This is a genomic window from Paenibacillus sp. KACC 21273 (assembly GCF_028736095.1).
GTDB classification, from domain to species: domain Bacteria; phylum Bacillota; class Bacilli; order Paenibacillales; family Paenibacillaceae; genus Saccharibacillus; species Saccharibacillus kyungheensis.
In genome coordinates, this window is sequence record NZ_CP117876.1 from 530,835 (window position 1) to 544,375 (window position 13,541).

The 13,541-nt window shown below is 40.8% G+C and carries 14 protein-coding genes; all 14 read left to right on the top strand.

Annotated elements, in window-relative coordinates; genetic code table 11:
* Window positions 1–34: 34 nt before the first annotated feature.
* The gene (locus PQ460_RS02370) at window positions 35–268 is read left to right on the top strand and encodes a hypothetical protein (RefSeq protein ID WP_273613881.1); all 234 of its coding nucleotides are present in this window, start codon (window positions 35–37) and stop codon (window positions 266–268) included.
* A gap of 444 nt (window positions 269–712) precedes the next feature.
* The gene (locus tag PQ460_RS02375; protein WP_274171671.1) at window positions 713–1,159 is read left to right on the top strand and encodes a tellurite resistance TerB family protein; all 447 of its coding nucleotides are present in this window, start codon (window positions 713–715) and stop codon (window positions 1,157–1,159) included.
* A 98-nt stretch (window positions 1,160–1,257) separates the two neighbouring features.
* Window positions 1,258–1,857 (top strand): TerD family protein, encoded by a 600-nt coding sequence (locus PQ460_RS02380; RefSeq protein ID WP_273613880.1) that lies wholly within the window; start codon window positions 1,258–1,260, stop codon window positions 1,855–1,857.
* 90 nt (window positions 1,858–1,947) lie between these two features.
* Window positions 1,948–2,523 (top strand): TerD family protein, encoded by a 576-nt coding sequence (locus PQ460_RS02385; protein ID WP_204826158.1) that lies wholly within the window; start codon window positions 1,948–1,950, stop codon window positions 2,521–2,523.
* Window positions 2,524–2,759: 236 nt separating this feature from the next.
* The gene (locus PQ460_RS02390) at window positions 2,760–3,338 is read left to right on the top strand and encodes a TerD family protein (protein WP_273613879.1); all 579 of its coding nucleotides are present in this window, start codon (window positions 2,760–2,762) and stop codon (window positions 3,336–3,338) included.
* A 154-nt stretch (window positions 3,339–3,492) separates the two neighbouring features.
* Window positions 3,493–4,809 (top strand): TerD family protein, encoded by a 1,317-nt coding sequence (locus PQ460_RS02395; RefSeq protein WP_274171672.1) that lies wholly within the window; start codon window positions 3,493–3,495, stop codon window positions 4,807–4,809.
* 135 nt (window positions 4,810–4,944) lie between these two features.
* Window positions 4,945–5,676 carry a TerC family protein gene (locus PQ460_RS02400; protein ID WP_274171673.1) on the top strand — a complete coding sequence of 244 codons (732 nt, stop codon included), beginning with the start codon at window positions 4,945–4,947 and terminating at the stop codon, window positions 5,674–5,676.
* A gap of 116 nt (window positions 5,677–5,792) precedes the next feature.
* On the top strand, window positions 5,793–7,001 hold the full coding sequence (locus PQ460_RS02405; RefSeq protein ID WP_273613877.1) for an HpcH/HpaI aldolase/citrate lyase family protein: 1,209 nt from the start codon (window positions 5,793–5,795) through the stop codon (window positions 6,999–7,001).
* Window positions 7,002–7,005: 4 nt separating this feature from the next.
* On the top strand, window positions 7,006–8,379 hold the full coding sequence (locus PQ460_RS02410; RefSeq protein WP_274171674.1) for a phosphoribosyltransferase family protein: 1,374 nt from the start codon (window positions 7,006–7,008) through the stop codon (window positions 8,377–8,379).
* Window positions 8,366–9,517, top strand: a complete 1,152-nt coding sequence (locus PQ460_RS02415; RefSeq protein ID WP_274171675.1) for a cysteine protease StiP family protein — start codon at window positions 8,366–8,368, stop codon at window positions 9,515–9,517. The genes PQ460_RS02410 and PQ460_RS02415 overlap by 14 nt, the downstream gene beginning before the upstream one ends.
* Complete coding sequence (locus PQ460_RS02420; protein ID WP_274171676.1) at window positions 9,514–10,344, top strand: HAD family hydrolase; 831 nt, start codon at window positions 9,514–9,516, stop codon at window positions 10,342–10,344. The genes PQ460_RS02415 and PQ460_RS02420 overlap by 4 nt, the downstream gene beginning before the upstream one ends.
* Window positions 10,334–11,374 (top strand): ATP-grasp domain-containing protein, encoded by a 1,041-nt coding sequence (locus PQ460_RS02425; protein ID WP_273613873.1) that lies wholly within the window; start codon window positions 10,334–10,336, stop codon window positions 11,372–11,374. Before PQ460_RS02420 ends, PQ460_RS02425 begins: the two co-directional genes overlap by 11 nt.
* Before the next feature lie 63 nt (window positions 11,375–11,437).
* Window positions 11,438–12,145, top strand: coding sequence for a hypothetical protein (locus PQ460_RS02430; protein WP_273613872.1), 708 nt, complete (start codon window positions 11,438–11,440; stop codon window positions 12,143–12,145).
* 64 nt (window positions 12,146–12,209) lie between these two features.
* Window positions 12,210–13,361, top strand: coding sequence for a toxic anion resistance protein (locus tag PQ460_RS02435; protein WP_274171677.1), 1,152 nt, complete (start codon window positions 12,210–12,212; stop codon window positions 13,359–13,361).
* Window positions 13,362–13,541 lie beyond the last annotated feature (180 nt).

Here is a 13,541-nt window from a genome sequence, read left to right on the forward strand (position 1 = left end):
TGTTATTTTATATCTCTAATATGGAGGCTTATGAATGAACAGAGTTAGTATCGTGTTTACGGATTGTGTCAAAAAGAAAATGATTTGGAATCTAATCCCGGCGATGATTATCTTTTTGGTGTGGATGTATGGTATTCATGTAAGTGTGTATGAAGCTGTAGCATCTGCTGTTATCGCAGTGGTTGTACTGACCGTTGGTGATATGATTTCCAGTTACTTTTTTGGCGATACCTTCAATGCCACCAATTCTAATCATCCTACTCATTAATCGCTTGGATATGTGATATCTTCAAATAGATTTAAAATAAATCGTTGTTTACAAAAAAGCAAAAAACGCTGTTTTACAAACATGTGTCATAATCAGGGGCAAGAGTAGCACGTTAACCTGTTACTCTGCCCGGTTATGCGCCCCACGTAGAACTGTGCACCGTAAAGATTAGGAACGATCCATATGAATGATTACAGATAGCACCTTTGTCTCGGAAAAACTCGGGATTGAGGTGCTTTTTGTTTCAGTATGTGCACTGTAGCTTATTATGAGAGGAGAGAGTATTTTTCTACTGAGATCGACCTGCAAACTCAAAAGGGAAATTTGGTTTTTTTGATAACTTGTGGGAAAATATAGGCATAGAGAAAGCTCTGTACTCTCTGTATATTTGCAAAACTAGAGGTCTGCTTCAAATTGGTTTATGATAAATAGGAGGTGATCGATATGAGTGCATTCAAATCATGGTTAAACAGTACGAAAAACAACTTGAATGATCAGATGAAAAAGTTCAAAAATAAGGACTTTTTAGAAGCGATCGTAGCAGGTTGTGCTCTTGTAGCGGCAGCAGATGGAAATATCAGTGCAGATGAGAAGCAAAAAATGGCAGGTTATATCGGACGCAATGAACAATTAAAAGTGTTTGATATGAGTCTGGTTATCGTTCGCTTTAATCATTATGTAGAAAATTTTGAATTTGACGCGATCATCGGTAAGCAAGAAGCGCTTAAAGCGATCAGCAAATTCAAAAGCAAACCAGAAGAAGGTCGATTGTTGATAGGCGTATGTAGTGCAATCGGTTCAGCAGATGGTGATTTTGATCCTCAAGAGCAAGCAGTTGTGCGTGAGATTGCTACTGTATTGGGCTTGAATGCTTCCGAGTTTGGACTGTAATTCGGGTAAGAATAAAGACAATTTTAAAAAAAGTTGAAACGATTCTCCGGTAATAACAGTATTACATATCAGTATTACAAAGGAGGTCATATCATTTTATGAGTATCAGCTTAGTCAAAGGTCAAAAAATTGATTTAACCAAAGGCAATAGCGGTCTGAATCAACTGGTGGTTGGTTTGGGTTGGGATCCCGCGGAGACACAATCTAAAGGGTTCTTCGGTATGAAAAAAGCCAAAGCAGATATCGACTGTGATGCTTCAGCGATTCTTTTGGACGCAAATGATAAATTGACCAAAGCTACAAATTTGGTCTGCTTTCATAACTTGACTAGTGGTTGCGGTTCTGTCAAACACAGCGGCGATAACCTCACAGGTGAAGGTGCAGGAGACGATGAGCAAATTCATATCGATCTTTCTAAAGTACCTGCTGATGTGCATAAAGTGCTCGTTGTGGTTAATATTTATCAAGCAGAACAACGCAAACAAGATTTCGGTATGATTTCGTCTGCATACATTCGTATTGTAAATGGACAGAATCAACAGGAATTGGTTCGCTTTAATCTGACAGATGATTATTCCGGTATGACGGCATTGATTACAGGTGAAATCTACCGTAATGGATCAGAATGGAAATTTAACGCAATTGGTCAAGGAAAACAGGCTGCGCATATCGATATATTGGCTCGCCAATATTCATAATCGGTAAGCGTTATCTTCCAACAATGAAAAAGAGTCAATTATACGTTATTCAGCAACTCAAATCATACACATGGAAAGAAGGAATTGAACATGGGAATTAACTTATCTAAAGGACAAAAAGTAGATTTGACGAAAAGTAATCCAGGATTATCTAAAATCACAGTAGGTCTAGGCTGGGATACAAATAAATATGATGGCGGCGGAGAGTTCGATTTGGACGTATCTGTATTTTGCGCGAATGCTGAAGGTAAAGTAGCTAGCGAGAAAAACTTTATTTTCTTCAACAATCCTCAAAATGAAAATGGTTCTGTCGTACATACAGGCGACAACCGTACAGGCGCAGGCGATGGCGACGATGAGCAAATCAAAGTAGACATCCCTAACGTACCTGCTGATGTAGACAAAATTGCATTTACAATTACAATCTATGAAGCAGCAGCTCGTAACCAAAACTTCGGTCAAGTATCTAACGCTTACGTTCGTATCGTAAACGATGATAACAACGAAGAATTGATCCGTTTCGATCTAGGAGAAGATTTCTCTATCGAAGCAGGTGTAGTTGTAGGCGAATTGTACCGTCATGGCGCTGAGTGGAAATTTAACGCGATCGGTAATGGTTACAAAGATGGTCTTGCAGGTTTGACACGCGACTACGGCTTGCAATAAGCGTTTGGCAACATAAACGCGACCAAGCACTTGGCATTATAAGTGCGACAAGTTTCAATAAAAAAGTGATTTTTGCAAAGCAAAATATCTTACAATAAGCGTTTGGCAATATAAACGCAAGTTCAATGAAAAACTGATTATCAATAAGTGGTAAACAAAGCGGAGCGCATAGCTCCGTTTTGTTTCAGTGTTATAGGTATCACCAAAATATAGTGATGGTAAGGAGTGAACAGAGGATGACGATTAATTTATCCAAGGGGCAACGTATCGACCTCACGAAAACAAACCCGGGATTAACACGAGTTGTGGTAGGTCTAGGCTGGGATACTAATAAATACAGCGGTGGTAGTGATTTTGACTTGGACGCTTCTGCATTTTTATTGCATGAAGATGGCAAAGCCAAAACAGAAGCAGATTTTGTATTCTACAACAACCTGACCACATATAATGGCGCGGTGACGCATACTGGAGATAACCGTACAGGTGAAGGCGATGGAGATGACGAGCAGATCGTTGTCGATTTCAGCAAAGTTCCTGCTAGCATTTCACGTATAGGTATCACAGTAACAATCCATGATGCAGACGCGCGTGGACAGAATTTTGGACAGGTAAGTGCTGCTTTTGTACGTGTAGTAAACGAAGATAACAGCAGTGAAATTTTGCGCTTCGATCTAGGCGAAGAGTTCTCTACAGAAACAGCAGTCGTATTCTGTGAATTTTACCGTCAAGGCACGGATTGGAAGTTCCAGGCGATCGGTAGTGGATTCTCAGGTGGGTTAGCTGCATTGTGTCAGAACTACGGCTTACCTGTATAATTTTACAGTGATATCAAATAAGGCAAAAGCATGAACTATACATGAATAGGGTGGGTTTCCTGCCCTATTTTTTTTCACTTGTCGTTGGGATTTAATGCTAAAATAGAGAAGAACAGTGGATCTTTTACGTCATACATTACGGGGTTAATTAATTATGAGTGTAGCTATTGTGAAAGGGCAAAAAACAGACGTAACCAAAACAACGCCAGGGCTTCAACAACTCATTATTTCACTGGGATGGGAAGCACCAGCTTCTTTAGAATTAGATACTTCTGCTTTTTTACTACAGCAAAATGGAAAAGTAAAAAGCGATAACGATCTTATTTTTTATGGTAATCCAGGTAATGCTTTTATTACTTATATTGAAAATGCGACAGGTAGCGATGCCCGTCAATTCAAAGTGAATGTAGGCGCGATTCCGCAAGATATTCAAAAAATTGCGATCACGCTTACGATTTACAATAGCGAGAAGCCGACAGAAAATTTTAGTCAGGTGAATCGCACATACTTACGCTGTGCAAATGAAGCTACAGGTGCAGAGATTTTTCGTTATGATCTGGATTCTAAATTTTCATCAGAAACTGCGATTGTAGTAGGGGAATTGTACCGTTATCAGACAGAATGGAAATTTGCTGCGGTCGGAGCAGGTTATTTTGGCGGACTCAAAGAATTATGTGGTAGTTATGGAGTAGAAGTAGAAGATACACCAGCTCCAACGCCGACTCCAGCGCCGCCAGTACCTCCTAAGCTTGCTGCAACACCAACACCGCCGCCAACGCCTGCGAAGCCGATGAATCTCAACCGTCCATCGACTCCACCTCCTGCTCCTCCAGCGCCAACACCGGCTCCTACGCCTTCAGTGAACTTAAATCTATCCAAGATTGAGTTGAAGAAAAAAGGCGATGTGATTAATCTTCAGAAAAAATCAGGCGGTTCACTAGGTGAACTATTGATTAATCTGAACTGGAATCGTCAGGAGAAAAAAGGATTATTTAAACGTAGTTCAGGAGTCGATCTGGATCTAGGTTGTCTGTATGAATTAAAAGATGGTGATAAAGGTGTTGTTCAAGCACTGGGTAATTCATTTGGTTCTTTGACAAGTTGGCCGTTTGTTGCACTAGACGGTGATGATCGTACCGGTGCTGTCGCAGGTGGCGAAAATATGCGGATTAACGGTAACAAAATATCTGAGATCAAGCGTATTCTGGTCTTTTCTTTTATTTACGAAGGCATTACACGTTGGACGGATGCGGATGGTGTAGTAACCATTTCGCAACAAAATGGACCTGATATTATCGTGCGTTTGGATGAAGCTGATAATCGTAGTCCGATGTGCGCGATTGCAATGATCCAAAATGTGGGTAATGAAACATTTAGTATCGAAAAGTTGGTTCAGTATTTCAAAGGTCATTCCGATATGGATCGTGCTTTCAATTGGGGCATGCGCTGGAAAGCCGGTAGCAAAGATTAGGCTACCGATGCATATGGTGATCTTGAACATACACAGAATTTACAAAACTCGGTATTATAAGTGTTGATACCCCTCTAAAATAATTAGAATGTGGACATCACGCTTAACACACGAAGTGTATATGGAGGACGATGTATGGACTGGTTCAGTAATTTTTTTCAAAGTATTGCTGATAACTACGGTCACTTCTTCTCATGGAGTGAGATTGCTGCAACTCTATCCGATCCAGTGAGCTGGGGAGTTATTGCAAGTCTTGTACTATTAGAAGGATTATTGTCCGCTGACAATGCGCTTGTGTTAGCCGTTATGGTCAGACATTTGCCACCGAAACAGCAGAAAAAGGCTTTGTTCTACGGTATTCTTGGAGCTTATCTTTTCCGCTTTCTGGCGATTGGTCTTGGAACGTATCTGGTTACATTTACAGCAGTCAAAGTCATTGGCGGATTGTATCTGTTCTATATTGCGTACAAAGGATTATTCAAAGGCGGAGACGAAGACGAAGTACAGAACAAGCCAATGTCTTTCTGGAAAACCGTATTAATGGTTGAAATGATGGATATTGCTTTCAGTATTGATAGCGTTGTAGCGGCTTTTGGTATCAGTAACGAAGTCTGGGTATTATTCCTGGGTGGTATTATTGGGATTTTGATGATGCGTGGCGTAGCTCAATTGTTCTTGAAACTGATTGATAAGTTCCCTGAACTAGAGAAAACAGCATTTATTTTAATTGCGATTATTGCAGTGAAAATGATTGTCGGCGCATTTGGTTTTGAAATTTCTCAAGTGTTGTTTTTTGCAATTCTTATTGTGGTGTTTGTAGGAACGATGGTCATTAGTTCGATTCGTCGTAAAAAAGAACAGTCTTAATCAGAATTGCTGCTACAACAGATTGGATGATCCCTCCTGCCTGCACAATAGGAGGGATTTATTTATTATACGGCGGCTTGCAAGCCAAAGTTTCGGTGCATCAAAGGAGGAGACTTATGCGTTACTTTAACTATTTATCGCTTGAAGAAGAACAAGAATTGTTCTATTCGGCACCGATTCATTACAATAACTCTTCCCAACAGGAACTATTGGCGTATGCCGTAGGCGCAGCACTCTATTGTCCTGCTACACGTCCCACGATTGCTAGAGATATTTTGACAGAGCGACATCAAGGTCTGACCTCATGGGTATTGGATCTGGAAGATGCAGTTGGAGATCAGCAGGTAGAGATGGCTGAAGCATCATTAATCCAACAACTGACCCAATTGTATGTTCAATTACAGCAAGAACAAGTGCACCGGGATCAGTTACCACTGTTATTTATACGTGTACGCAGTATCGGGCAGTTGGAGCGAATGATTGATCAGTTAGGCGAAATGATGATATTGATTACAGGCTTTATGCTACCCAAATTCGATCCGGAGCAGGGATTACAGTATTTCCAAGCGATTGCACGTTATAATCAGGAGAAAGATCTGAATGCTCCTATCTTATACGGATTACCTATACTTGAAACGGCTGCTGTGATCTACCGTGAAACTCGTGTAGAACATCTATTAGCCATCAAAAAAATACTGGATACGTACAAATCGTATGTACTGAATGTGCGTATTGGAGCGACTGATTTTTCAAGTCTATTTGGATTACGTCGTAGTCCTGATATGACGATTTACGATATTGCGCCTATTCGGGACTGTATGTCTGATATTATTAACTTATTCGGTCGTATGGATTCACCATATGTGATCTCAGGACCGGTATGGGAATACTTTGCTAATGGAGAACGGGTACTCAAACCGATGTTGCGTCAGTCTCCTTTTGAAGAAGCATTGGGTGATGATGGACGTAAATTACGCAAAGAATATATTAACCGTCATGTGGATGGCTTGATTCGTGAAGTGATTATGGATAAAGAAAACGGGATTGTGGGCAAAACGATTATTCATCCTACACATATCGGTCTGGTACAATCATTGTATACCGTAACTCGCGAAGAATTTGAAGATGCGGAAAGTATTATTCGTAACAACAATGGCGAACTTGGTGTATTTAAAAGTGGCTACGCTAACAAAATGAATGAAATCAAACCTCATTTAAATTGGGCGCAAAAAATTATAGCAAGATCACAAATTTATGGGGTGCTACATGAACAACAACATTTCATCTCTCTTCTCTCAGAACAAGAACAACGTATATACGTATAAGATTTTGGAAGATTTAACGGTAAACGTAGAAATACAGCAAAATCCGTTTCAATTAGAACTAGATCACTTATTTACGATGGCAGCACGTATTAATCCCAAGCGCTCGTTTTTATTTGTCAGCAAAGTACTGGGCAAACATCTGGCGGTTGATCCTTATTTGTCATTGTTGAGTGGAGCAGTATTGTCATTATTACTTTACAATGATATGCGTGAACAATCCGATCCGAAGATCACAGCGTTACTTCCTCGCATTTTACAAGCGATGTCATCGGGTGAAGGCTTGGCAGAAGCCTATCATGAATTGATGAATCTGAAGCTTGTTTTACCTGTGCCTGTATCGTTTATCGGGTTTGCCGAAACCGCGACAGCATTAGGTCATAGTATGTATCAAGTATTTGATCGGGGAGCTCAATATGTACATACGACACGGCATGATATAGCCGGTCTATCCTCGGTGATTACATTTGAAGAAGAACATTCCCATGCTACAGCTCATCGTTGTTATGCTCAATCGGAAGGTATGATCACAGGCAATGATCCTATTATTCTGGTAGACGATGAGATCACAACTGGCAAAACAGCTCTTAATATTATTCGTGAAATTCATGCTCAATATCCGCGTGATACGTATTATGTTGCTTCATTACTCGATTGGCGAGAAGACGCTCATGTACAGCGGTTTGCAGATTTGGAACAAGAATTAAATATAACGATTACAGTGCTATCTCTGATCAAAGGTCAGATTACAGTTCATGGACAACCCAGTCTTACACATGATCCGATGACGTTGCATGAGCAATTAGCAGATATTCCTGTAGATACAATCTATCTGGATCATCTATTTGCACAGCAAGAAGGGTACGCTTCTATCGATGGATACGGTCATCAGAATCAAGCTTCATTGATGACAGGCACAGGTCGGTTCGGTATCGGGGCACATGACAATCTATCTAATAACTTTAGTATCGAAAAAGCGGCACAATTACTGAGTAAGCATAGAACCGGTCAGCACGCATTGTGTCTGGGTACGGAAGAATTTATGTATATTCCGATGCGAATCAGTAGTGAAATGGGCGATAGAATCAAGTTTCATTCAACCACTCGTAGCCCAATTTACCGTTCGCATATGCCGCATTATAGTATTCAGACAGGAGATACCTTCCCTTCTCCCGAAGATAGTAGTGTGACTAACTTTGTATATAACATTCCGGAAGGTCATTATGATGATGTCTTTGTGTTTCTAGAACGTGATGTCCCTCAAGAACGTATCCAACCATTAATCGATGTATTGCGCTCCAAGCTGTTCCAGCAGATTCATATCGTAATCTGTGGTCCTCAAATGGTGCAAGAGAAAGGGATAGAACATGAATCAACATAAACAAGAGCAATTGCTAGCATTCCCCTTACCACATCCAGAACCTCTTGGAAGCTACAGTCCATCCGATGTGATTTTCCTACTGAAAGATTTGAGCAATGTGAATCTAGAGCGCGGCACAGAAGAACGTGAAGAAGCAATCCAGACGGGAACGCATTATTCTGAAATGTTGCCTGTAGAATACCAACCGACTCCTGAATATATTCAGTTATTTCACGAAACGCTGGCAGAATCTGCTGAAAAAGTGGCTCTGGCAGCAGGTGTAGTGAGTGAACTGATTTTGCATAAACGTGGGAAGAATCTTGTATTGGCTTCATTAGCTAGAGCAGGTACACCGATCGGTATCTTGATGAAGCGTTACTTGATGCAACAATATGGATTGGATGTTCCACATTACAGTATCTCGATTATTCGCGGTAAAGGAATCGACGAAAATGCGTTAAAATACATTTTCCAACAACATGGTGCAGAGCAAGAACTTCAATTCGTCGATGGATGGACAGGTAAAGGTGCGATCCGTCAGGTATTGATTCAAGCTTGTGATCAATTTGAAAAAGATTACGGTATTCGTCTAAATGATGATCTAGCAGTATTAGCTGATCCTGGATTCTGCTCGGACACATATGGAACACGCGAAGACTTTTTGATTCCAAGTGCTTGTCTAAATTCAACAGTATCTGGATTGATGAGTAGAACGGTGTTGCGTGATGATCTAATCGGTGAGCATGATTTTCATGGGGCGAAGTTTTATAAAGAATGGTTGGACAGTGATCTATCTAATGTATTTGTCGATCAGGTATCTTCGTATTTTCCGGCGATTGCGGAACAAGCCAAACAGCAAGCACAGGAGTTATTAGATTCTCCTGTAGCGATAAGCTGGCAAGGGTTAGCTGATATTCGTTCGATTCAAGATCATTATGGGATTGAAGATATCAATCTAGTCAAACCAGGTGTAGGCGAGACGACACGTGTGTTGTTACGTCGTGTACCCTGGAAAATTCTTGTGGATCGTGAAGACAATCCGAATCTGCGTCATATCTTGCTGTTGGCTCAAGATCGCGGTGTTCCTGTAGAAGTCTATCCGAATCTAACCTATTCTTGCTGTGGCATTATTAAGCCGAGGCAGGGGGAGAGCGAATGATCTATGCGAGTGATCTGGATCAGACGTTAATTTATTCTGTACGTTCGATGGGAATGGATATCGATCTATCGGTGATGCAACCTGCGGAAACGTATAAAGAACGTATTATTTCTTATATTTCGATAGCTACACTTCAACAGTTACAACAAGTGGCTGAGCAGATTACGTTTGTCCCGGTAACGACCCGTACACTGGATCAATATGCGCGTATTCATATTTTTCAAAATAAAGTCATTCCCCAATACGCAATCACCAGTAATGGATCAAATATTCTAGTTAACGGTATAGTGGATGAAGAGTGGCACAAGCAGATTTTGGCGGATGTGTATACCAAGTCAGCTCCTGCGGCAGAAGCATTAGCGTTATTTCATACGGTATCTGATCCAAGCTGGATCGTTACTGAACATTTCTGGGAAAGTACATTTTATTCGATTGTGGTGGATCGTGAATTAATGCCACTGGATACAGTACTTGCTCTTCAACCGCAATTAGAAGCGTTAGGCTGGGGGATGTCGGTTCAAGGTCGCAAAGTGTATCTGGTTCCTTTTCCAGTCAGTAAAAATCGAGCAATAGCAGAAGTGAAACAAAGAGTAGGCGCTTCAAAAGTGATCGCGTCTGGCGATTCGATTTTGGATCGTGGCTTGCTTGATGTAGCAGACTATTCGATTGCACCAGCACATGGTGAACTGTATCGTGAATCGATAGCAGAACCTGGATTGCGTCATTATTCGTTTACATCAACTTCTGGTATTTTGGCAGCAGATGAGATTCTGCAATATGTGGTAGCTACGTTAGATCAAGAAGGGAAAGTCAGCTATGAGTCATAAGGTACGTGTCTGGTTCAATCGTTGGTTTGCTGTCGGATATCATTATATGAACAATATTCGTCATAACCCAGATGGACTGGAATTTGAAATCTATGGTACACATCGGGATGCTGAACATGTTTCGTTTCAAGCATGTGATTACACCGAGATTGAACCGGCATTGCCGGGTGATGAGTATGTGGCGTATTGTCTAGATTTTTGTAAGCGTCATAAGATCGATGTATTTGTTCCACGCTGGCGCATGATCAATATTGTGCGAGCGATTCATTCTTTTGAAGCGATCGGAGTTAAAGTCGTTGCTTGTACCAATCTAGAATTGCTTGATGTTATCGAAGATAAAGGAAACTTTTACCGTTCGGTCGAGCAAAATGGTCTGATGGTTGTACCTGAATATCATCTGGTGCACAATGTCGAACAATTTAAGCAAGCGTATCATGATCTGATGAGCAAAGGATTAGGGGTATGCTTTAAGCCGACCCGCTCTGAAGGTGGACTTGGATTTCGGGTGATCCAATCGAATTATAATGCTTTGCAAGAATTGTTGGATGTACCCAATGTAAATATTTCGTATGAGCAGACGGTTCAGATCTTGTCATCAGTTGAGTCTTTCCCCGAGCTTATGGTTATGGAAGTACTAGAAGGGCATGAATATAGTATTGATTGTCTAGCTTCACCGACCGGAGAATTGCTAGCAGCAGTTCCTCGTCGCAAAGCTGATGGCGGACGTGCCCGTTTACTTGAGAATGTACCGGAATTGATTAAGCTGGCGGAGGAAGTGGCGCAGTTCTATAAGATTCCGTATAATTATAATTTACAACTGAAATATCAAGGTGATACTCCGAAAGTATTAGAGATTAATCCTCGCATGTCTGGCGGATTGCATATTTCTTGTCTCAGTGGTGTCGATTTCCCTTATCTCGCTGTAAAATTAGCATTAGGATATCCCGTAGAAAAGCAAAATCCAGAGTTTGGTATTCTGGCAAGCTATGTAGAACAGCCGGTATTGATTCGTAAATTGGAACAATCCTGATCATAGATCGTATGTTATTAGAATAGAGTAGTATGATTTTAGACGAAAGGCAGGCGAACCGTAATGACGTTTTGGAAAACGTTTGGAAAATCGACTGTAGGTGGTATCGTAGGATATCTGGCAGGCATATTAGCAGGATTTTGGTTTACAGAAGATTATATTACATTGATCTTCCCGGTGGTGGGGACGTTATCCGGTGTGGTCTGGGCGAAGCTCAGCAGTAATCCTACCGCTAATCTAGACAAACCACTGGCAGAACCTGTTCATATCCAAGAATCAATGGCAACCGATCGACCTCTTGCGTCCACCCTTACCGAAGATCGTCCTGTCAATCGTCTTTCTTCATCTAGTCCTGCTCCTGTTGTGGAACAAGAAGCTGTACCTCCTATTTTCCAGCCTGTGCTTGAGTATTTGGCTGTATTGGAAGATATGGTTATCTCTGAAGGACAAAAGAATAATCTGGATAACGAGATTGTTGAAAAGTCCTGTTCGTTGTTTTTGCGATTACAACGGGTATTGCCGATGTTAGGCGAGCTTCATAACGATGAGATCAATCATACGGTGAAGCGTCTTGTGCTCAAAGACTTGAATAGTATTATCAATCCATTTCTAAGACTGAGTGGCGAAGCCAAATCCAAAAATAGACGTGTATTGTTGGATGGGATCAAAGATGTAGATAGCCGGATTACTCATATCGTCAAAACGATTGAACATAAAGACTTGATGGAGCTACAGACACGAGCAGAACTTCTTCACCAACGCTACTCCTGATTGACGGTACAATATCTATTTCAGTATGAAGAAGATGTTTATTGATAATAAGGAGGAAGAACCTATGGCAAGTCAACCAATTACGTTAAAAAAAGAAGATGAACACAAAGTGATGCAGGAAGCATCGATGATCATTCAGAGGGTATCGCAAGCAGATCAGATGCAGTTAGATACACTGATGGACGAAGTCGGTAAGCTTGGGATGCAGACACAAGAGCGCGCAGGACAGACGCTACAGATGCTAGACCGTCCGGTGAATGATCTTATGAGTGGCAAATCCAAAGAAGTGTCTAACCTAATCCTATCGCTTCGTAATGAGTGTGAAGAATTACAGCAAAGTAAAAATGTAGGCCTATTCGGTAAATTGTTACGTAAATCACCGATCAAAAATTATGTCTACAAATATCAATCTGTCAAAACAAATGTCGATGCGATCGTGATCGGGCTTCGTGATGGAAAAGACAATCTCGAAGAAAATATGATTAGTATGCGTACACTCAAACGTAATTCGTTAGAAGAAATTTATCAACTCCAATATAAGATCGAAATGGGCAACAAGCTGAAAGATTTATTTGAAAAAGAAATTCAGAAGCCTGAGAATGCGCCCCGAAAAGTATACTTAGAACGTGGTCTACGTAAAGTGGTCACCCGGATTCAATCAATGACTGAAAACATTATGCTGTTTAATCAAGCGATTGCGGCAACCGATATCGTCAATGATACGAATGATAAGTTGATCGATTCAGTCAATGACTCTGTCTACAAAGCAGCGAACTTAATCAAAATTTCAGCGATGATTGCACTTGCTATAGAAGATCAAGAACGTGTAGCAAATGCCGTTGAAAGTGTAAATCAGACAATCGAAGATCAATTTAAACGCAATGCAGAAATGCTCAAAGTAAACAGTGAACGTTCCGCAGAATTACTCAAAAAGCCAGCGATGTCTCTGGAATCGGTTAATCAAGCAATCAATGATCTGATGTCTGCGCTGGATAACTCGGAACAATCGAACCGCGATATTATTGCGAGTTGTAAAGACTACACAGTCAAATTATCCGGTATCAACGATATGATGACCAAGCGTCTTGGATTAGATAGTGCAGATGCGAAGAATGATCCGATCGCATCAATTACAGGTTCTACAACTGGTTCTGCGCCATCATCGGCACCAAGCTCTTCACCTTCACGCGATCCATTAGCCGATTTATTAAAATAAAAATAATACTATCAAGAACAGTGTTCCTTTACAGGGGAGACTGTTCTTTTTTGTTTATTCTGATCACTAATTATTACGCTAATTAGTGATGGGTGATTTGGTATGTAAGGGCTTTCTTTTGAATATGTATTGTTTTAATATAACAATGAGGTATAAAGCGCAAGAGAAGTAGATAGACCT

What these genes read in the sequence shown, in the direction of transcription:
- PQ460_RS02370 (WP_273613881.1), top strand. Translation starts at nt 35, where the DNA reads ATGAACAGAGTTAGTATCGTGTTTACGGATTGTGTCAAAAAGAAAATG.
- PQ460_RS02375 (WP_274171671.1), top strand. Translation starts at nt 713, where the DNA reads ATGAGTGCATTCAAATCATGGTTAAACAGTACGAAAAACAACTTGAAT.
- PQ460_RS02380 (WP_273613880.1), top strand. Translation starts at nt 1,258, where the DNA reads ATGAGTATCAGCTTAGTCAAAGGTCAAAAAATTGATTTAACCAAAGGC.
- PQ460_RS02385 (WP_204826158.1), top strand. Translation starts at nt 1,948, where the DNA reads ATGGGAATTAACTTATCTAAAGGACAAAAAGTAGATTTGACGAAAAGT.
- PQ460_RS02390 (WP_273613879.1), top strand. Translation starts at nt 2,760, where the DNA reads ATGACGATTAATTTATCCAAGGGGCAACGTATCGACCTCACGAAAACA.
- PQ460_RS02395 (WP_274171672.1), top strand. Translation starts at nt 3,493, where the DNA reads ATGAGTGTAGCTATTGTGAAAGGGCAAAAAACAGACGTAACCAAAACA.
- PQ460_RS02400 (WP_274171673.1), top strand. Translation starts at nt 4,945, where the DNA reads ATGGACTGGTTCAGTAATTTTTTTCAAAGTATTGCTGATAACTACGGT.
- PQ460_RS02405 (WP_273613877.1), top strand. Translation starts at nt 5,793, where the DNA reads ATGCGTTACTTTAACTATTTATCGCTTGAAGAAGAACAAGAATTGTTC.
- PQ460_RS02415 (WP_274171675.1), top strand. Translation starts at nt 8,366, where the DNA reads ATGAATCAACATAAACAAGAGCAATTGCTAGCATTCCCCTTACCACAT.
- PQ460_RS02420 (WP_274171676.1), top strand. Translation starts at nt 9,514, where the DNA reads ATGATCTATGCGAGTGATCTGGATCAGACGTTAATTTATTCTGTACGT.
- PQ460_RS02425 (WP_273613873.1), top strand. Translation starts at nt 10,334, where the DNA reads ATGAGTCATAAGGTACGTGTCTGGTTCAATCGTTGGTTTGCTGTCGGA.
- PQ460_RS02430 (WP_273613872.1), top strand. Translation starts at nt 11,438, where the DNA reads ATGACGTTTTGGAAAACGTTTGGAAAATCGACTGTAGGTGGTATCGTA.
- PQ460_RS02435 (WP_274171677.1), top strand. Translation starts at nt 12,210, where the DNA reads ATGGCAAGTCAACCAATTACGTTAAAAAAAGAAGATGAACACAAAGTG.